Here is an 18,214-nt window from a genome sequence, read left to right as displayed (position 1 = left end):
CGGCGACATCCTGCAAAGCGAGTTTCAATTGATGAAAAACTATTCTTATTTGACGATGACCTCCACCACCCTGATTGCCGTGCTGATCAGCCAAAGCGCGACGGCAGCCATTGCTCTTGACCGTACGCGTGCCGTCTTTAACGGTGCAAATAAATCGATCAGTTTAAATATCACCAACCAGAATAAAATGTTGCCCTATCTTGCTCAGGCATGGGTAGAAGATGAGCAAGGTAACAAAATCACCCAACCTCTGACCGCGCTTCCGCCGCTACAGCGAGTAGAGCCGTTGGCAAAAGGCCAGGTGAAACTGCAGTTGATGGGGAATGCCAGCACGCTGCCTCAGGATAGAGAGTCGCTATTTTACTTTAATCTGCGTGAAATCCCGCCCAAAAGCACGAAAGCCAATACTTTGCAGATTGCTCTGCAGACGCGAATCAAGCTGTTCTATCGGCCGGAATCCATTGAAATCAATAGATCCGAAGGCGAAAGCGTGTGGCAGGAAAAAATTACGCTTAAGCGCGAAGGCGATAAATACCGCGTTATTAATCCTGGCCCCTATTACGTGACCCTGGCCGGGGCATACGAACACTCGGACAGCCCCCCGATTGCCGGCTTCGATCCGGTGATGATTGCCCCTCGTTCAGATGCTTTGTTGAACATCAAGGCATCGACGCTGGGACAGAAACCGATGCTGGCATGGATTAACGACTACGGCGGGCGACCGAAGCTTATCTTCAACTGCGCGGGCAACGTTTGCCGGGTCACCGGGAGTAAAGCCGGGTGAGGCTGATGGAGAAGAAAAACAAGTGGAATTACCACGTTCTGGCAGGGTGCAACCGCGCTGCCAGCGCCCTGGCTTTGGCGCTGGTGCTGCCGCCGACGGCTTGGGCTCTGCCCGACAACTGGAACGTTGAAGGCGTAAACGGGGCACTGCATATTTCGGGCGATTTTGTCGAGGGGGCATGTCGCCTCGACATGACTTCTCAAACTCAGGAAGTCAGTCTCGGCAACACATCAACCGAGGCGCTGCGAAACCCGGGCGATCGCGGTGAGCCGGTAGCCTTTACGCTGAGATTACGTGACTGCGTGCGCAGCGGGTCAGAGATGCTCAATACGTGGAGCGGGAACAGCAGCTGGGATTCGCTTCAGCCGGCTGTCAGCGTGACTTTTTTGGCCCCCGCGGATGCCGACAGCCCCGAGCTGGTGCAGGTGAACGGCCTCACCGGGCTGGGTTTGAGGATCGCCGACAGCGCCAGGCGTGGCGTGCGATTAGGCGAGCGTACGCTGCCGCAGTTTGTCACCCCGACCAATGATGCGCTGGTCTACTACGTGCAGCCCGAACGCACTCCGGCCCCGTTAACGGCGGGGACATGGCAGGCTACGGTCGGCTTCAGGCTGAATTATGACTAAGGATCCAAAGATGATATTTGCCCGATGGGGAGCAATGGCCCTGTTCGCAATGACGGGAATGCTGCTGGGGGGGGATGCGGCAGCGGCGGGCTCCAGTAATTTAGATGTTCGCATTACCGGCACGGTGGTGGCGACCGCATTGTGTACTTTTAGCGGATCTGACCCGATTAAGGTGGAATTCGGTGACGTCTATATCAATGAAATTATTGGTGAGACCTATAAACAGCCCGTTCCCTATCAGGTGACCTGCAAAGGCGATCCGGACGGTAAAACGCTGCAAATGCAGATTGCCGGTAGCGCTGCCAGCTTTGATGGGAAACAGCTAAAAACTGATGCCAGCGGGCTTGGCATCAAATTGCTTAAAGGAAGCGAAACGCTGCCGGTAAATCAATGGTTCAACTTCGATAATGCCAGCCAGCCTTCGCTGTACGCCGTGCTGGAAAAACAGAGCGGCGCACGTTTTCAGGACGGACAGGCATTCAACGCCAGCGCCACGTTAAAAGTGGCTTATAACTGAGGCAATCAGGATGAAGAACAAAGTTTACGGCGGCTGCGGAAGGAGCCTGGCGCTGGCGCTGCTGCTGTCCGGGGCAGGCGTTCAGCTCACGTCGGCGCATGCCGCAGCAACCGGCGACAGTAACGACATTTCCTTTCACGGCACGCTGAGGATCCATCCGTGCCACATCAATAACGATCGTGATGTAAACATCCACTTTGACAATGTTGGCATCCATAAAATTGACGGGGTGCGTTACCAGCAGGCTATCGCCTGGCAGCTGATTTGTGACGATGTTGACCCCGCGTGGCGTCTGACCCTTGCGGTAAACGGCAGCGCAACGTCCTTTGACCGCAGCGCGCTCGCGACCAATATCCGTGGGCTAGGGATCCAGATTAAACAGAACGGTCAGCCGATGGAGATTAACAGATCCCTCGACATCCTTTATCAGCATCCGCCCACGCTTGAGGCTGTGCCGGTAAAAGATCCCGGCATCGATGAGCTGGGCGAAGGGGCGTTTTCCGCTACAGCAACGCTGCTGGCCGAGTATTTATAAGGAACAGAAATGGGGAATAGAACGTTAGCCGGACGCAGCGTGGGCATGCTGTTGTTTATGATGGCTTTAGCCGGGCACGCGGCGGCAGGAAACGGTGGCCTGAAAGTCACCAGCGACAACCTGAAATTTGATGGGACGCTGGTTGCCGATCCCTGCGAGCTGGACCCGAACACGACGGATATTACGTTGGATTTCGGCACGGTAATCGATACCTATTTATACCTTAACACTCGTACCCACGCGCAGCCCTTCGCCCTCAGGTTGCTGGAGTGCGATCTGAGCCTGGGTAATCAGGTAGAGGTCACGTTTAAAGGGACGCAGAGCAAGGAATTACCGGGTTTTCTGGCGCTTAGCAACTCGGCCGCCAGCGGCATCGCGCTTGGCCTGGAGCAGAAGGACGGCACACCCTTGCCGTTGAATAAGACCGTGCCCGCTTTTACGCTCGCCGGCGGAACCAACGATCTTGTGCTGTACGGTTACGTTATTGGAGAACCTTCCGCGCTGGCTGCACATACCTTACGCCGTGGAGCATTTGAGGCGCTAGCGACATTCGAGCTTAATTATCCCTAGGAGAATCACATTCAGATATGAAATTACCCTTATTTATTATTCTGCTGGCGGTGCCTCAGGGCGCATGGGCCTACTCATGTAATTCCATTGGCTGGAACGGCGGAGATGCTGACGTTAACGTAAACGTCAGCCCGGACGTCAATACCGGTAGAAACAAGATTGTCGATCTCCGTTCGCAGATCAGCTGCAAAAACGACTCTGTAGACGGCGGTTGGGTCGATTCCATGTGGCTTGCCAGTAACGGAATGAGCCTCAACTCCGCCATCTTCAAGGATCTTAAGGGCGGCGTTATCATTTCTGGAAAGGTTTATCCTGAGCCTGTACCTGAAGTTGAGATCTTTAGTCTCAATGCACAGGAAACTAAAAGCTTACCCGTAGAGCTTTATTTCGAGCTAACCAGCATGGGTAAGTCGTTGCAGATCAGACGGGGAGACAGGCTTGCGCAAATTAAGTTTATCCAGAGAAATAACCACGGTGCGCAAAACTATTACATCTGGTATTTCATTGCGGCGAACGATGTAGATATAAACACGTCAACTTGCAAAATCCTCTCCGGAGAGACGTTGTTAGTTGAACTGGGAGAGCTTGAAAGAAGTGAGATTCAAAGCTCCGGGACTTCCGCACAGACGGTGGAAAAAAGCCTCAACATAACCTGTGATGTCACCCATGAAGTTGATTTTCAGGTAAAGATGAACACAACTCCAACCTCCTGGAATAATAATGCCATTACTACCAGTAACAATAATCTCGGGGTCGTCATGCGCTGGAACGGGAATATCGTTACCAATGGTAACACGCAGCAGCTCAGTGTAGTCAATGGCAGTATTTCGGTACCACTGAGTTTTACGCCAGTCAAACCTACCTCGGTCAGTTATGAAGATATAAAAACAGGTGCTTTTAATGCCTCGGCAACATTGATCATCACCCAGCAGTAGGATCGCTTGAGGCGTTTTTTGATAGAGCGCCTTACCAGCGAGTGTTATATTTCTGCCTGCAAAAAGAGGGTGTATTAAGTATTCCCTACTCATAACACGTATTCATATTTTTAGTTATCATCCCGGAAAAAGTAAATATTCATGTAGCGTGAGGACATTACTTTCAGTGGCGACAGGGACGTCCTTTTCCAATACTTCTTATAAGGATGAACTGACTAAAAATATGTTCCTGAAAATAAACTGAGTGATTTGTTTTGGCTATGGACCAATACACATCGATCGTTGAAAACAATTTCAAATATTGTGATTTGAATGGTACTGTAATATTGCGTTCACAGTAAATTTGCATCGAGATCAATTCTGTTGTCTACATCGTGATAAAGAAGACATTATTCCCCGCTAGTTTGTATAACTAAGGTTATAAATAAGTTGGATTTTTGTTATCTGAAAATTTCGCAGAAGATATTTAAGATCATGGATTGAGATATTCACTCATGCTTTTTTCTGAAGGTACCTTCACTCATAAAGCTAAACGCAAAGGGATTTAAAATGAAAAAATGCGTAGTAAATCCAGGAAAAATTTACTTTCTTAATTTCACATTTAATCCAAAATCCAGAACGCTGCAACAAGACGATACTGTTTTACAATTAAGGAAAAAGCAGTCAGATGTGCTTGCATTACTTTGCGAAAAATACCCTGAACCGGTTTCTCAGACTGAATTTCTTGCTGAAGTATGGGGGGGCGGTTATGTGACTTCGCAAAGTATTGCACAGGTGATCCGTTCTTTAAGAGTAAGCCTGGGGGATGATGCGAAGAGTATTATTGTCACTATCCCAAAGTTGGGGTATAAACTCACGGCCGGGCCCTGCTGGGAAGAGCCTGAAATAGAACCCAATAAACCTGGTTTTGAGTCTTCTTTTCCTAGAAATATCGAAGTAGATAACGTTTCCTTTTCAACCCAGTCGATGATTAACGTCATTCCAGTGAGTGCTAATTCGATGTCGATCATCCCTTATTCTGCTCCCAGAGCGGTGCCTGAAAGAAAGAAGTTTACACCGCAGACGTTATTTTTAAGTGCAGTAGCTGCTCTTTTTTTTAGTCTCATTTTTGTTGCCATGACGGCAAGAAGTAACCCGCTGGATTTTATTAAAAATCATAATAATATTGGCCAGATGCCATTAGACCTTGTCCCGCCGGAAGGCAATAATTTTTTGCATTGTTGCAACACGGTTGAAGGAGCAATCTGCCACCCTAAGGCGAATGTGTTAAGCGCTCAATGCGTCACGCTGCAAGATATAAAGTCAAAATAATTAATAACCTTAGATATAATTTTTGGATAATTTTTTAGTAAACAACAATTAAACAGCGTAATGAAATTTTTTATTATTTTTTAGTCGATTACCTGTTGAAGCTTCTCGACTTTGCGGCCTCGTCATTCTGATTCCAAAACGCAAGCAAGATGCTTGCGTTATTGATCTTACCCACCAATAGTGGACACGTGAATAAGTGAGTAAACTCTCAATCAGAGGTGACTCATAACAAAACCAGCATCAACCACCAAAAAGTCCCGTAAGCAACGCACGTCTGAATATCGCAGCGAAGCCCTAGAGCTTGCAGAACGTATCGGTGTTGCCGCTGCTGCCCGAGAACTCATCCTGTATGAATTACAGCTTTATGCCTGGCGCAGCAAGCTGAAGAATGCACATTCTTCTTCCGAACGTGAGCAGGAAATGTCTGTTGAAATAGCCCGTATGAAATGGCAGCTGGCGGAGCGGGCAGAAGAGCTGGCCATTCTCAAAAGGCCGCGACATACTTCGCGAACCGCCTGAAATGAAGTATGTCTTTATCGAAAAGTATCGGGCTGAGTTTAGTATCAAAATCATGTGTCGTGTGCTTCAAGTTGCACGCAGAGGCTGGTATGTCTGGCGTCTGCGCAGCCATCAGTCAGGCAAGCGACAGCAGTTCAGGGTCATCTGTGATGCTACTGTCCGTAAGGCATTCACTGAGGCGAAACAGCGTTATGGTGCGCCACGTCTAGCTGATGAACAATCGGAGTACAACATCAAACCATTTCCGCCAGCCTCCGTCGTCAGGGGCTGCGGGCGAAAGCTACCCGGAAGTTCAGCCCGGTCAGCTATCATGAACATGGTCTGCCTCTATCAGATAATCTGCTGAATCAGGACTTCAGCGCCAGGGCCCGAACCAAAGGTGGGCATGTGACATCACGTATCTACGTACGGAAGAGGACTGGTTGTACTTGGCGGTGGTCATCGACCTGCGGTCGCGTGCCGTAATTGGCTGGTCGACGTCACCGCGTATGACGGCACTGCTTACGTGTGATGCATTGCAAATGGCGCTCTGGCGGCGTAAACGCCCGGAAAATTTCATTGTTCACACGGATCGTGGTGGACAGTACTGTTCATCGGATTATCAGACCTTACAGAAACGCCATAATCTGCGCGGGAGCATGAGCGCAAAAGGCTGCTGTTATGACAATGCCTGCGTAGAAAGCTTATTTCACTCGCTGAAGGTGGAATGTATTCACGGAGAAAGCTTTGCCAGCCGGGAAATAATGCGGACGACGGTATTTAATTATATAAAGTGCGATTACAATCGCTGGCGTCGCCACAGTGCTTGCGGCGCACTCGGCAGGAACAATTTGAAAACCAGAACCTCGCTTAAGGCCATGTCCACATTACATGGGTAGGATCATATTTCTTACTCCTTTATCGACAGACAAAACGCTCGCGGATGCCTTCTTGTCTGGCCACTTCTATTTTATCAATGACCGCCGTTTGATGTGCAATTAGGGAAATGATTTTTTTGACATACCTGTCATGATGCACCGGCGTCTTAGAATGATAGTTACCGATTCCATCCCACGTGTAGCCATAGCGCTCAATACTTTGCTTGAGCACCCAGGCACCTGAAAAAACATTAGCGCAGCTATTCTCTCGCAACAAAGCTTCATCAATGCCCAGGGACTTTAAGGCCTTAAAATGCACAGTGTTAATTTGCATAATGCCAACATCAACGGTGCTATTTGTATTGCGATTCATAGCCTGCTGACGGTTTCTGGATTCTTGCCAAATAATAGCCTTAATCAGCAGGGGGTTAATCTGGAAGCACTGCGCGGCTTCGACAATGCAATCTACCTTTTGTGCTGTAGCAAAAGGGGAGAACAAAAGAGATAAGGTTAAAGCAACGGGCGTAAATGATTTTATTTTCATGATTTGTATGCCCGGCACTAAGCCGGGATTAATAGCGGGGAAGGTTATAACGACGGATCGCTGTCGGTCTCGGTAAAGCTTTTATACATCATATTATTAAAAAACATATTCACGCCGAGCAGCTGGAAGGTGCGCTTGTCCAGCACGTTGTTCGCATAATCTTTGTACTCATCGGTATTGCGCAAATAGGTATCGGAGTAGAGCAACGCTTCGTTCAATTGATGCATCGATACGTTCTTATCGGGGGAAAGTGCCCGCATTTGATCCATCACATCGCTCAGCTTATCGTCGGGCTTATTCTGCTGGAAATAGTGGAGTACTTTATCGTTAAATCTCTCATCCGACGATTCACCGTCTTTCACGTACGGCGAGGAAGAGGCAATACTGTTAATGCTACTCATTGTTTTCATCCTTATCTGAGTTGACGGTTTCTGAAGGCATCCGGTGGCTCATAGCGATGAGTTTCCCAGCCAGATTGCGAAGCATGTCGGGCGTCAGGTTGTTGATAGTTTCATTAAAACCGGCGGTCTTTTCATCCGCCTGCTGTAGCCACGTGCGGCAAAGCGTTTCACTAGGAAAGCGCACCGCATCCATGTCATTTTGCACGGTGATGTGATTATCATCGGTATACAGGTAGTTCGAGATGTCCGCGCCTTCCGGCAGCTTTACTGCTCGGGGAATAACGATGCGCAGCGCTTTCTGATGCCCACACTGTTCCTGAAGGTGATGGATAATGCGCTCAACGATCATCGGGTCGTGTAAGGACTGATTGAGGGCTGTGCCGATCTGTTGGCGAAAAACCTCCTGCCGCTTTTGCTGCTGGCGCTGATACTCGTCAAGCAGCGTCACCAGCTGCGAGAAAAATAGCTCAAAGCCGGTCTGGAACGCTTGCCTCTCAAGGTTTTCACGCAGCCTGACCGTCTGTAACTCATACTCGGCATGAATTTCACTGCAGCGATTTAGGGTTCGTTCCAGCGCCATGGCTATCCGCTGATGGCGGGTTCGCTCAGAAGATTTAATCACCGTCAGGCGATGCAGGTCTTCGGGTAACTCATCAATAGTAATGGTGCGCATAGGTGAAGGCCATTCGTAGCAAATTAATGTGGTTTAGCGTTTTGGGGGCCGCGAATTGCGCAAGCGCCATGCCGGAAGGAAAGTGCAGCATCAGACGCTGTCGCAGCGCGGCAGGTAACCCTGGGAACTGCCCCAGAAGGAACGTTGCGCCGCAGGAAGCGGTATCAAACGGGATATCGCCTTCATCAAGCGTTACCTCCAGAAGCAGCGGCAAAGAGATAAAGGCCAGCAGACGTGGGTCAGACATCAGCACAGCGCCCATTTCAGGCAGTCTGTTCCGCTGCAGATAGCCACCAACCAAATGTGCAGCAAGGGGGATCAGATGCCAGTGCGAAAGCAATAGCGAACACATGGCTTCGTCGGGCTGCCAGCGTGCGGGTAGGTCAGAGAGTTTGCCGTGCCTCAGCAGCCAGAAATTAAGTAGCCTGTCCTCTCGGATTTCACTCGCCCGGAATATCTCCGGCAGGTGGCTGCGATGTGTATAGCTTGCCGGGGCGTATAAAATGGACATTATGCGCGGATCTCCGACTCTCATGGTTTTGCGGCCTCGTCTTCAATCAGTTCGGCAGCGTTATCCTGGGTTGAAGGCGGGCGGCGGCTAAGCTTATAGAGCATGAAGCCCGCCGTGCCGGCTGCGCACAAAGCCATAGCAGAAAAGAGGATAATCCACAGGGCAGGGATGCTGGCGGGTACTCTGGTCGGCGCAACGTACTGGATAACCGGGGCGGGGAACAGAACCACCGAAATATTCTCGTAGCGCACGTCATCGAAACTATTTTTGATTAACGTTTTGATCTGCGAGATAAACAAATTATCGTCAATCTCGCCTTTATAGGAAATAAGCACGCCGACGTGGCCGGTGGCTTTTTTTCCGCTCGTATCGTTATTAAAGGGGGGATAGCTGACATGAACGCGCGCATTAACGACCGGAGCTATCATGCGCAGCGATTGCTCAAGCCGCTGCTCCTGTAATGAGAGTACGCGAGCCTGCTCGGCGTTGGGTGAAGAAACCAGAGAGCTTTCCGGAAAAGCCTGCCCTATCTGAACGTCAGCGGCCCACGGCAGCTGGTACTGATTAATGATAGACAGCGCGGCGGTACCTTCAGACTCCCCGACCGAGACGGTATAGCCAGCCTTAAGATTGCCGTCCTTTTTCGCTGAAATATTATGCTGCTGCAGAATAGCCAGAACCTGGTTGGCCTGCTCCTGGGTAAGGTTGAAGAGTAGGTTCTCGTCATTACAGGCGCTAAGCATAAAAGTTAACAGCACGGCAGCGAGGACACGTGAATATTTTTTTATCATTATTGCGATTTTTCCAGGGTTTCTATGGTGCTCACCGCCTTGCGTGCAAGAGTACTCACCAGGGAAACGTAGTTACTGTATTCACCGATATAGTTTTGTAGCATCTGTAGCTTCTCCGGATTGCTGGTGTAATGCGGAGATTGGCTAAGGGTATTAATCACATTTTTAAACTGCGCGTCGGTTTCGCTGACTTTAGTAAACGTGCTGGATACTAAATTATTAAAATTTCGATCGTGAACGCTTACGGATAGGTTATCTTCAGGGTTGATGGTATTTGGCGTGAGCCGGGTTAATGCCGACAGGGCTTCATTAAATTGACTCATAATTACTCCACAGTAGAAAAGGGTACGAGAGCAACGCGTACCCGGGCTAATTAACGGAAGTTTTGAATAATGGCCGCGCCAATATCCTTATAGGCTTTTACGGTACTTGTCTGGGCGTTACGAAAGAGCGTGTATTGCTGTAGCTTCGACTGATAATTGGCCAATACGGCTGGGTCAGACGGGTCGGCTTTCAATTCAGCTTCAGCTGTCTTTAATTCCTCCATCATAGATTTAGCACCAGCTTCGAAGCCGGCAGATACTTCATCCAGATAATAGCCATTGTTATCCACAGTAGGTGCGTTTGTGTCAGCCATTTAAGTCTCCTTGTTTTAGGGGAAAGTACCAATGACGAGGGTTCAAAAACAGATAGCCATTAGAAGAGTCAACATATGACTTATCTTGTAACCAGTTTTCGTCGAGATTAATTGAAAAATTAATCACGCGGTTTCCCCATTGGTGATTGAACTGTTTAATGAAATTCTGCAAAGAACGTAGAGCGCTGTCGCTCAGGGCATCACGAACCACCAAAGCATAACCGCTAGTGGAATTGATTTGGCGGTAGTAAATGTGCAAACGATCCAGACCCTGGCGAGCTTCCTGTAATAACTGAGCTTTAGTTTTTACCAGGACTTTGATGTCGAGAGCAAAAGGGATTTTTTGTAAAACAATAGCCTTGAAGTTTTTTTCTTCCTGTAGGGTTAATCCTCTGTAAAGTGCAATTGCCGGGTGCTGAGGTTTGGAATAGTCAATTTGTAAAACGGGGTAACCCGCATTAGCCAGCTGCGTAATGACTTCATTTCTTTGCTGCGTTAACCAAACAGGAATCACGCTGTCCTTGCCCTGCAATTTGAAGAGTGCTTCCCGCGTCCATTCCATTGCCTGAAAGTTCTGGATAAGAACGTAGATAAGATTATTATCACGGCCACGAACAATATCCACAGGCATCGGTGCGCCCGCCAGCGCTTCATTTAATGTTAAAACCTGCCGATCGCTTTCCAGTTTTTTATACCAGATTACGCCTGCGGTAATCACAAGAAGTAAGAGAATAATTGAACCGATAACGAGAGCATGATTTTTTTTTGCATTAAACTCTTCCAGCTTCTCCTGTTCGCTGAATTCAGCATCGAGGGCCGGGGGAAGGTTGAAGTTTTTAATATTTTCAGGCCAGTCATCTTCACTAGGTTTGATGGCAAAGCGGATGTGCTCATGCACGAAAACTTCATTTTCCTTCAGCAGCGCCGGGTAGCTTCTATCCACCCCCTGTACTTCAAGACGATATCCTTCTTCCGATTCTTCATCTCGGAAAAGAGCCGACAAACGCAAGATAATGTTGGGTGACGGCATATCACAGGGTAGATAAAGCGTATTCTGCGTGTAGGCTGCGGCATGCTCTCCGGGCAACATCGTTCCCGTGGCGTTATCCTGGGGTGCAAGTCCCGGGTTGATGATGAGAAAGTAATCGTCTGCTGGAAGGTGGAGTTCACAGCCAAACATGGGTCCAAACAGCACCTTCAGGGTGAATTTTTTCAGTGCCTCTGGTACAGGCATATCATCGTTTAATTCGTTCATGTCGCTGTTCATAGAAAGGGCCATTAATAATGTAAATAAGCAATCTAACGAGCAGCGCCCGTGCGATTTTATTTTAATCTGCACTACAACTTCCTAATGCTAAGCCGTGCCATTTAATAGAAACGTTTTCAAAAGGAATGAAGTGCCTCGCGAATGGAAAAATATTTTTACATTCACGATGAATTTATTTGACGGCATACGGATATTGCATCTTTAAGACGGCACACTGTAGCGCTACCGATTATTAAACTCAACATTGTCTGTTGATTTTTTGTTGAAGCTTTTTTTATGATTTTTATTCTTTTTTTATCTCTTTCAACTTGCATTGACGAACTAGGATTTTCTGATAAATTCACTGGCACTTCGAGGCGCTGTATTAGATAGTTCTTAATCAAGTGCTTAAATATTATTTCTAAATAAAAGCTGAGGTAAGAGAAAACTATGCTAGATAGCAATGCTCAATGCCATCAGAAAAACATAATGCGGCAACGCGTAAATGATAGCGCAAATGCGGAAATGCCGCTTTACGTGAGTGACGAATGTATCGATTTAAATAACGGCGTGTTGTTTGCGCGACCGCTAAATAGTGAATCCGTTATGAGCGTATCTGCCTCAGGTGAACTGAGGGAGAACTATGACGATCGTCTGAATAATATTCTTCAACCCATTGTGCTATCGACCCTGAATAACATGGAGATCGCATTTCGGGGTGACTGGATGGTTGAAATACTGTCGATGTCACAGGCCAGCACGCTGTTTTCATTCCTGGATTATCAGGCTAAATCTCGCAGCGTTAACGCCGAGCCGCGCATAGGGGAGACAAATACTTCGTTACTGATGCACACCGAGCGGAATCTGGCAATTTTAGTGGACGATGAATGCAAATCGCTGATGGGGATGTTGATTTTTTCATTATTAAAGCCTCAGGATCGCCGCCTGGAAAATCTCTTTTCGTTTGTCAGGAATGTCGAAAGCTATTGGATTGCCCATTTTCTGTTATCTCAGGTAATGAATGAAGATAAAGAGAGTGACAGTCATAAGATTGGTAATGCCAGTAAGATCTACGGCGTATCTGAATCCTATTTCAGGAAGCTTTGCCACCATGCTTTTACCCGGGGGCCAAAAAAACAGTTACGCCTTTGGCGAGCGGCGCACAGTGCCCTGCAGTTGATTGAAAAAGATAACTCAATTGCGGCTATCGCAGGAAATAACGGCTATGCGTCGTCGTCTCATTTTTCTAGTGAAATAAAATCACTGTTTGGCATTACACCGAGGGAGTTTAAAAAATTGGAAGGCTTGCTTCATGAATAAGATGGTTGCGAAACTGCCGGTCCGCTATCTGCCGTATTTATTGCTGGGAGTATTGAGCTGTAATTCGGCGGTCGGCGCATTATTGGATACCCAGGATTACTCGGGTGGCCCAGTCGATGTCCGTAACGGTTCGCGGGATGACGAAAATACCTACGTCGCCAGTAATAACAGCGTTCAACAGCTATTTTTTGTGATCGGTGGCGCGCTGAATAAACCCTTTGTTGTCAGTACGGAGGCGGCCAAAAAACGGGTCTCAGGAAATTTCGATCTTAGCAAGCCGAAGGAGCTGTTAAATACCTTGGCTTCACGTACCGGGCTTATCTGGTATGACGATGGCAGCTCTGTGTACGTTTACGATGCCAGCGAAATCAAAAGCAGCATTGTGCGCTTGTCCTATGCGCCGTTTGACCGGCTGGTTGCCTTCATCAAGTCCTCAGGGCTGTACGACGCTCGTTTCCCGCTGCGTTCAGACGGGCGCTCTGGCTCTTTTTATGTCTCAGGGCCGCCGGTCTATGTCGAACTTATCGCGGCGGCTGCAAAGTATATTGATGCAACCTATGCCCGTCCCGGAACGGGTGAAAACACGATCCGCGTGATCAAGCTTAAAAATACTTTTGTGAACGATCGCACCTTTACCCAGCGCGACAGCCCTGTCATCGTGCCGGGCGTTGCGACGGTGCTGAACCAGCTGCTGAATAACTCAGGCGATAGCCGTGGCGGACGTTCAGCGCCAGCCGGGGCGAACATCACCGTAGATAATGATACGCGAGGCGCGCTTGAGGCCGCTTCGGCCACACAAAAGGGAAATTTTCCGCCGTTGCCTTCATTTAATTCGGGGTCATCGGCGAAACGGGAGTATGAGTCAGATTCCCTCGGCCAATCGTCCATCAATATTGTCGGCTATTCGGATACCAACAGCTTGCTCATTCAGGGTTCCGAAAGGCAGGTAAGTTTTGTTGAGGATTTAGTCAGCGCAATTGATGTACCTAAACAGCAGATACAGCTGTCGCTGTGGATCATTGATATTTCGAAGGATGATATTAACGAGCTGGGAATTCGCTGGCAGGGTGCGGCAAAAATAGGCAATACCGGCGTTGCTTTTAATACCAGTTCACTGACTCCGGAAAACAGCATTCATTTTCTGGCGGACGTATCCGCACTTGCGCAAAAAGGCAATGCACAGGTGGTTTCACGTCCAGAGATCCTGACTCAGGAAAATGTTCCGGCGCTATTTGATAATAACAGCAGCTTTTACGCCAAGCTGGTAGGTGAGCGTAACTCCTCACTCGAAAAGATTACCTACGGCACCATGATTAGCGTATTGCCGCGTCTGGCGCAGCGCCAGCAGGAGATTGAGATGATCCTGAATATTCAGGATGGCGGCCTGCCTCTCAACTCTGAGGGTAAAACCGAAAATGTCGACAGCCTGCCAATGGTGAATAACACCCAGATAAGTACGGAAGCGCGCGTGCCCGTGGGCTATAGCCTGTTGGTCGGTGGCTACAGCCGCGATCAGGATGAACATCACAGCGTGGGCATCCCGCTCCTGCGCGACATTCCTGTGTTGGGTAAGCTGTTTGATTACAGCTATACCAGTCACAAGAAAATGGTTCGCTTATTCCTTATACAGCCAGGTTTACTGGCAAGCGGCGAAACCTGGCAGGGTCGGGGACCGGAGGAAAATAACCCCGTGCTGGGCCGAACTTGGGTGGGGAACGAGGTAACGTTGAAATCGACGGTCTCCATGTTACGTGAAACGATGAAAAACAATTAAGGACCAGGTGAGTTATGGACATTCGTTCTGTTGCTGGCGTTGATTTTAATCGCATTGAACCGCAAATCCCGGAAAACCGTAGCGCAGCAGGCCAGCCCGTATTTGATGCGGGCGAAGAAGCGCTGCCTATTAATTTGCAGGAAGAGATGAGTAATGCCGCAGAGGAAATGGCCGATCTCCTCAGCGCATTTGGTCGCTTTAGCAAAGCCGGGCGTAAAAACGACAGCGCAGATAACGATTTTGTCTCCTCTATGCTTGAGGATCTGGCAGATGAAAAGCTGGACACATTAATTAAGCATGTGACCAAGCTTCGTGACCTCAATAACCTATTGAACTTCGCCCGCCAGCTTTTCCCGGATGACAGCGATTTAATGCTCGCGCTGCGTGAAATGCTGTTGAGCCGCCAGCTGTCTGAACTTCAGAAGAAGAAAATCAAAGAAGCGATCGCCGATTTAGAAAAATTTGGCGACACCAAAAAAATGCAGTCAGGAATGAATGTAGGTCGCCTGGCAAAACGGTTCAGCGACGGTAGCGGTGACAGGCCCCTGTCGGCAAAGGACCTGCGCAATAGCTATCTTAATTTTCTTGAATTAGAGATGCCTGCAGGCTTTATCTACAAAGACTGGATTGATGTTTACGGTTATCAGAACAGAACGCGTTTATTGGCTTTCACACTGTCGGCTCTGATTGCTGATATGAAGGCCAATGAACCCGGAATTCATTCTTCTGAATTTGGCCCACTCAGCGCAAAATTGTCAGATGCACGCTTGCTCCACACGCTGGACCAGCTGCTAAATAAAAGTTTTGCTAAATTCCCGTTTTGGGAACAGATGAGAAACAATCAGCTGATGCTGGGCGAGGCCGATATTGTAGGGCTTTATATAGCGGGTTTAGTGGATACTGACGAATTTAAATTGGCGTTAAAAGAGTTCAGTAAAAACTTTATGTCATTGCTGCTGCTCAAGCAGCGGTCGATGGTCATTCAAGAACTGCGCAATGTTTATAATATGACGCCTGAGTTCCTCTTCGTCGATACGCTTTATCGGGAAGTTATTGTCAATCATCTGGCTGCTTTGCTGCATAAAATGCTCGAAAAAGAGAAAAATACCGGCATCTGGAATGAATATTACAAATAGTCGCAGGCAAACTAGTTTGTCTGCCATGGATTGATGTGCAACTACTCATGCTTAGAAGATTTATTCTCGAAATTCGTAACAGGCCAGAGCTTATTATCTTAACGATAATGATTATGGTCGTGGTGATGTTGATTATCCCATTGCCGACATACCTGGTTGATTTCCTTATTGGACTTAACCTGACGATGGCACTGCTGATTTTTTTGGGTTCTTTTTATATTACAAGGATTTTGGATTTTTCGACTTTTCCATCAATTCTGCTAATTAGTACGATATTCCGTTTGGCAATCTCTATCAGTACCAGTCGACTGGTGCTGGCGGATGCCGACGCTGGGGAAATTATTGCCAGCTTCGGGGAGTTCGTCATTGCGGATAACCTGGTGGTGGGCTTTGTTATCTTCTTCATCGTTACTATCGTGCAGTTTATCGTCATCACCAAAGGGTCGGAGCGCATCGCGGAAGTGGCTGCACGATTCTCTTTAGATGCCATGCCGGGCAAACAGATGAGCATTGATGCTGACCTCAAGGCAGGGGTTATCGATGAAAAAGAAGTCAAGCGTCGCCGCAGCGATCTTGAAGCTGAAAGCCAGTTATACGGCGCGCTTGATGGTGCGATGAAGTTTATTAAGGGCGACGCCATTGCGGGGATCATTATTATCTTCGTGAACTTACTGGGCGGGATAGCGGTGGGCACATTACAGCACGGCATGGATTTATCTCATGCGATGTCTGTATTTACTCTATTGACCATCGGCGATGCTCTGGTTGCACAAATTCCGGCGCTGTTAATCTCCATAAGCGGTGGGCTGATCGTCACCCGCGTAAATAACAGTGAGAACACGAACCTCGGCGCAAAAATCTTGCAGGATATGTTTCATAATAAATTCATCCTACTTGTTACGGCCGTATTGGCTATTGCTCTGGGGATATTGCCGGGCTTCCCGTTGCCGGTCTTCGTTCTGCTGGCAGCTTTACTATTAGGCATTTTCATCAAGGATAAGCTTGATGCTAAAAAAGGTAAAAAGCCGACAGTTAATTCTGTAGAAGAAGATGAAGAACCGGTACTGAAAAGCAAACCGGTGATGATCGACGGGGAGTACATCCCAGAAACGATTCCGCTCATCATTACCGCCTGGAAGGGCTACGAGAACTATTTCCAGGAGCATAATTTGTGCTCGTTGCTCAAACGTAACTTCTTTATTGAGTACGGCGTTCGTCTGCCGGAAGTTGTGATGAACTACGACCAGCAAATGGTGCGCGGCAAGCTAACGGTTTCAATCAATGAAATTCAGGTTGCCACGTATGACATTTTACCGGGCATGTGCAAAGTGCTGATGCGTGGCGATGAGCTGCAAGTTATTGACTCTACCGTGCAGGCGGTAGAAACGGCTCAGGGTTTCGCTTATTGGATCCCTGAAGAACGGAGTGAAACCGCCTTACAGCTTGGTTTTTATTCAAGAACGGCGATCGATGAATTCTATGCCTGCGTCTCAACTTTGCTGGTGCACAATATTTCCGAGTTCTTCGGCATTCAGGAGGCCAAAACGCTGCTTGACGATTTGGAGAAAAAATATCCTGAGCTACTCAAAGAGTGTTATCGAAATAATACCGTGCAGCGTATTACCGAAGTTTTCCAGCGGCTATTACAGGAGCGTATTTCTATTCGCAATATGCGTCTGATTCTTGAGGCCTTAGTTCAATGGGCGCCCAAGGAAAAGGACCCTATTATGCTGGTGGAGCACGTTCGCAGCGTGTTATCACGTTATATCTCTAACCGCTTTGCGGCCAACGGGCAAATTCGCACCCTGGTTATGTCGCACGATATGGAAAGCCTGGTTCGTGGTGGAATTCGCCAAACTTCTGGCGGGACATTTATCAATCTACCGCCACCGGAAACTGAAAGTATTATCAGAAGCCTCGAGCAGTGCATTAGCAGCAATGGCGCTAACGCTCGCGATATTATTTTGATGGTGTCACTGGATATTCGTCGCTTTGTGAAAAAAATCATTGAAGGAAGCTACCCGGAAATGGAAGTGCTTTCTTATGGCGATGTTGCATCCGGCGTGGATGTTGATGTCATTGGTTCGTTAGAAAATTAATTGAGGTAATAAATGAAATACGACGTTGTTGCACTGCTTTCCACCATGCTTAAAGATGCCGGGATGGCTGATATTCTGGATAGCGATCTGAGCAACCACTCAACCATCTCTCTGAATATGAAAGATGATATTCCAACTATTCACGTCAGAAGTGAAGATGATGAAGTATGGGTGTGGGCGAAAATTGTTGAGCAGGCTCCAGCCTCTTTAAGCTATTGCAGCGCGAGCCTTTTGCCCCTGATGCTTAATCACAACGAAGAGTATTTTTACACCGGCCAGCCGTGTTTATACCCCGTTGACGGCAATATTGAACTGCGTGCTCAGGTGAAAGAAAAATACCTGCAGGCGCCGGATGATTTTTTATCGATGCTGGATAACTACCTGAGTATTTTGCAGGAATACCGCGCCGTACTGGTTTAATTACTGAG

General features: G+C 48.1%; 20 protein-coding genes and 1 pseudogene. 13 read left to right on the top strand and 8 right to left on the bottom strand.

What is annotated here, in order from left to right:
- The first annotated feature begins 31 nt into the window (after positions 1–31).
- The 8 genes and pseudogenes from ACM615_RS03195 to ACM615_RS03160 all read left to right on the top strand — a co-directional run bounded on the left by ACM615_RS03195 (position 32) and on the right by ACM615_RS03160 (position 6,650).
- On the top strand, positions 32–784 hold the full coding sequence (locus ACM615_RS03195) for a fimbria/pilus periplasmic chaperone (RefSeq protein ID WP_112287179.1): 753 nt from the start codon (positions 32–34) through the stop codon (positions 782–784).
- A gap of 5 nt (positions 785–789) precedes the next feature.
- Complete coding sequence (locus ACM615_RS03190; RefSeq protein WP_431011428.1) at positions 790–1,410, top strand: fimbrial protein; 621 nt, start codon at positions 790–792, stop codon at positions 1,408–1,410.
- Complete coding sequence (locus tag ACM615_RS03185) at positions 1,403–1,927, top strand: fimbrial protein (protein ID WP_112287178.1); 525 nt, start codon at positions 1,403–1,405, stop codon at positions 1,925–1,927. The genes ACM615_RS03190 and ACM615_RS03185 overlap by 8 nt, the downstream gene beginning before the upstream one ends.
- Positions 1,928–1,937: 10 nt before the next feature.
- Entirely contained in the window at positions 1,938–2,462 is a 525-nt protein-coding gene (locus tag ACM615_RS03180) for a fimbrial protein (RefSeq protein WP_431011427.1), read from the top strand.
- 9 nt (positions 2,463–2,471) lie between these two features.
- Positions 2,472–3,032 (top strand): fimbrial protein, encoded by a 561-nt coding sequence (locus ACM615_RS03175; protein ID WP_112287176.1) that lies wholly within the window; start codon positions 2,472–2,474, stop codon positions 3,030–3,032.
- A gap of 17 nt (positions 3,033–3,049) precedes the next feature.
- Positions 3,050–3,967: a fimbrial protein gene (locus ACM615_RS03170; protein WP_431011426.1), complete on the top strand. Its 918-nt coding sequence runs from the start codon at positions 3,050–3,052 to the stop codon at positions 3,965–3,967.
- Positions 3,968–4,516: 549 nt separating this feature from the next.
- Complete coding sequence (locus tag ACM615_RS03165) at positions 4,517–5,278, top strand: winged helix-turn-helix domain-containing protein (RefSeq protein ID WP_431011425.1); 762 nt, start codon at positions 4,517–4,519, stop codon at positions 5,276–5,278.
- A gap of 225 nt (positions 5,279–5,503) precedes the next feature.
- Positions 5,504–6,650 (top strand): annotated as a pseudogene (locus ACM615_RS03160) (IS3 family transposase).
- A gap of 44 nt (positions 6,651–6,694) precedes the next feature.
- On the opposite strand, the gene ACM615_RS03155 reads toward ACM615_RS03160, so the two are convergent.
- From ACM615_RS03155 to ACM615_RS03120, 8 genes are read right to left on the bottom strand one after another with little or no spacing between them, the layout of a single operon-like run.
- Complete coding sequence (locus ACM615_RS03155) at positions 6,695–7,198, bottom strand: lytic transglycosylase domain-containing protein (protein WP_112287173.1); 504 nt, start codon at positions 7,196–7,198, stop codon at positions 6,695–6,697.
- 44 nt (positions 7,199–7,242) lie between these two features.
- On the bottom strand, positions 7,243–7,599 hold the full coding sequence (locus ACM615_RS03150; RefSeq protein WP_431011424.1) for a hypothetical protein: 357 nt from the start codon (positions 7,597–7,599) through the stop codon (positions 7,243–7,245).
- Positions 7,592–8,272 (bottom strand): type III secretion protein, encoded by a 681-nt coding sequence (locus ACM615_RS03145; protein WP_112287171.1) that lies wholly within the window; start codon positions 8,270–8,272, stop codon positions 7,592–7,594. The genes ACM615_RS03150 and ACM615_RS03145 overlap by 8 nt, the downstream gene beginning before the upstream one ends.
- Entirely contained in the window at positions 8,253–8,783 is a 531-nt protein-coding gene (locus ACM615_RS03140; RefSeq protein ID WP_232829802.1) for a type III secretion protein, read from the bottom strand. The genes ACM615_RS03145 and ACM615_RS03140 overlap by 20 nt, the downstream gene beginning before the upstream one ends.
- A gap of 20 nt (positions 8,784–8,803) precedes the next feature.
- Positions 8,804–9,574, bottom strand: coding sequence for a type III secretion system inner membrane ring lipoprotein SctJ (sctJ, locus tag ACM615_RS03135; protein WP_112287169.1), 771 nt, complete (start codon positions 9,572–9,574; stop codon positions 8,804–8,806).
- On the bottom strand, positions 9,574–9,897 hold the full coding sequence (gene sctI / locus ACM615_RS03130; RefSeq protein ID WP_145496708.1) for a type III secretion system inner rod subunit SctI: 324 nt from the start codon (positions 9,895–9,897) through the stop codon (positions 9,574–9,576). Before sctI ends, sctJ begins: the two co-directional genes overlap by 1 nt.
- A gap of 50 nt (positions 9,898–9,947) precedes the next feature.
- Positions 9,948–10,211, bottom strand: coding sequence for a type III secretion system needle filament subunit SctF (sctF, locus tag ACM615_RS03125; RefSeq protein ID WP_431011423.1), 264 nt, complete (start codon positions 10,209–10,211; stop codon positions 9,948–9,950).
- Positions 10,204–11,478, bottom strand: a complete 1,275-nt coding sequence (locus ACM615_RS03120; RefSeq protein WP_431011422.1) for a PrgH/EprH family type III secretion apparatus protein — start codon at positions 11,476–11,478, stop codon at positions 10,204–10,206. The genes sctF and ACM615_RS03120 overlap by 8 nt, the downstream gene beginning before the upstream one ends.
- Positions 11,479–11,907: 429 nt before the next feature.
- Between ACM615_RS03120 and ACM615_RS03115 the strand changes: the two genes are divergently transcribed.
- From ACM615_RS03115 to ACM615_RS03095, 5 genes are read left to right on the top strand one after another with little or no spacing between them, the layout of a single operon-like run.
- Positions 11,908–12,777, top strand: coding sequence for a helix-turn-helix domain-containing protein (locus tag ACM615_RS03115; RefSeq protein ID WP_431011421.1), 870 nt, complete (start codon positions 11,908–11,910; stop codon positions 12,775–12,777).
- On the top strand, positions 12,770–14,551 hold the full coding sequence (sctC, locus tag ACM615_RS03110; protein WP_112287165.1) for a type III secretion system outer membrane ring subunit SctC: 1,782 nt from the start codon (positions 12,770–12,772) through the stop codon (positions 14,549–14,551). Before ACM615_RS03115 ends, sctC begins: the two co-directional genes overlap by 8 nt.
- A 14-nt stretch (positions 14,552–14,565) precedes the next feature.
- The gene (gene sctW, locus ACM615_RS03105; protein ID WP_431011420.1) at positions 14,566–15,687 is read left to right on the top strand and encodes a type III secretion system gatekeeper subunit SctW; all 1,122 of its coding nucleotides are present in this window, start codon (positions 14,566–14,568) and stop codon (positions 15,685–15,687) included.
- Between the two features lie 47 nt (positions 15,688–15,734).
- Positions 15,735–17,786, top strand: a complete 2,052-nt coding sequence (locus tag ACM615_RS03100) for an EscV/YscV/HrcV family type III secretion system export apparatus protein (protein ID WP_431011520.1) — start codon at positions 15,735–15,737, stop codon at positions 17,784–17,786.
- 12 nt (positions 17,787–17,798) lie between these two features.
- The gene (locus ACM615_RS03095; RefSeq protein ID WP_112287162.1) at positions 17,799–18,206 is read left to right on the top strand and encodes a hypothetical protein; all 408 of its coding nucleotides are present in this window, start codon (positions 17,799–17,801) and stop codon (positions 18,204–18,206) included.
- Positions 18,207–18,214: the final 8 nt, after the last annotated feature.

It is taken from the genome of Rahnella sp. PAMC25617, assembly GCF_050606005.1.
GTDB classification, from domain to species: Bacteria; Pseudomonadota; Gammaproteobacteria; order Enterobacterales; family Enterobacteriaceae; genus Rahnella; species Rahnella variigena.
This window is presented reverse-complemented; position numbering and strand designations above follow the sequence as displayed.

Excerpts from the sequence above, each read along its gene's own strand:
- ACM615_RS03195 (WP_112287179.1), top strand. The coding sequence starts at position 32 with ATGAAAAACTATTCTTATTTGACGATGACCTCCACCACCCTGATTGCC.
- ACM615_RS03190 (WP_431011428.1), top strand. The coding sequence starts at position 790 with ATGGAGAAGAAAAACAAGTGGAATTACCACGTTCTGGCAGGGTGCAAC.
- ACM615_RS03185 (WP_112287178.1), top strand. The coding sequence starts at position 1,403 with ATGACTAAGGATCCAAAGATGATATTTGCCCGATGGGGAGCAATGGCC.
- ACM615_RS03180 (WP_431011427.1), top strand. The coding sequence starts at position 1,938 with ATGAAGAACAAAGTTTACGGCGGCTGCGGAAGGAGCCTGGCGCTGGCG.
- ACM615_RS03175 (WP_112287176.1), top strand. The coding sequence starts at position 2,472 with ATGGGGAATAGAACGTTAGCCGGACGCAGCGTGGGCATGCTGTTGTTT.
- ACM615_RS03170 (WP_431011426.1), top strand. The coding sequence starts at position 3,050 with ATGAAATTACCCTTATTTATTATTCTGCTGGCGGTGCCTCAGGGCGCA.
- ACM615_RS03165 (WP_431011425.1), top strand. The coding sequence starts at position 4,517 with ATGAAAAAATGCGTAGTAAATCCAGGAAAAATTTACTTTCTTAATTTC.
- ACM615_RS03155 (WP_112287173.1), bottom strand. The coding sequence starts at position 7,198 with ATGAAAATAAAATCATTTACGCCCGTTGCTTTAACCTTATCTCTTTTG.
- ACM615_RS03150 (WP_431011424.1), bottom strand. The coding sequence starts at position 7,599 with ATGAGTAGCATTAACAGTATTGCCTCTTCCTCGCCGTACGTGAAAGAC.
- ACM615_RS03145 (WP_112287171.1), bottom strand. The coding sequence starts at position 8,272 with ATGCGCACCATTACTATTGATGAGTTACCCGAAGACCTGCATCGCCTG.
- ACM615_RS03140 (WP_232829802.1), bottom strand. The coding sequence starts at position 8,783 with ATGTCCATTTTATACGCCCCGGCAAGCTATACACATCGCAGCCACCTG.
- sctJ (WP_112287169.1), bottom strand. The coding sequence starts at position 9,574 with ATGATAAAAAAATATTCACGTGTCCTCGCTGCCGTGCTGTTAACTTTT.
- sctI (WP_145496708.1), bottom strand. The coding sequence starts at position 9,897 with ATGAGTCAATTTAATGAAGCCCTGTCGGCATTAACCCGGCTCACGCCA.
- sctF (WP_431011423.1), bottom strand. The coding sequence starts at position 10,211 with ATGGCTGACACAAACGCACCTACTGTGGATAACAATGGCTATTATCTG.
- ACM615_RS03120 (WP_431011422.1), bottom strand. The coding sequence starts at position 11,478 with ATGAACAGCGACATGAACGAATTAAACGATGATATGCCTGTACCAGAG.
- ACM615_RS03115 (WP_431011421.1), top strand. The coding sequence starts at position 11,908 with ATGCTAGATAGCAATGCTCAATGCCATCAGAAAAACATAATGCGGCAA.
- sctC (WP_112287165.1), top strand. The coding sequence starts at position 12,770 with ATGAATAAGATGGTTGCGAAACTGCCGGTCCGCTATCTGCCGTATTTA.
- sctW (WP_431011420.1), top strand. The coding sequence starts at position 14,566 with ATGGACATTCGTTCTGTTGCTGGCGTTGATTTTAATCGCATTGAACCG.
- ACM615_RS03100 (WP_431011520.1), top strand. The coding sequence starts at position 15,735 with ATGCTTAGAAGATTTATTCTCGAAATTCGTAACAGGCCAGAGCTTATT.
- ACM615_RS03095 (WP_112287162.1), top strand. The coding sequence starts at position 17,799 with ATGAAATACGACGTTGTTGCACTGCTTTCCACCATGCTTAAAGATGCC.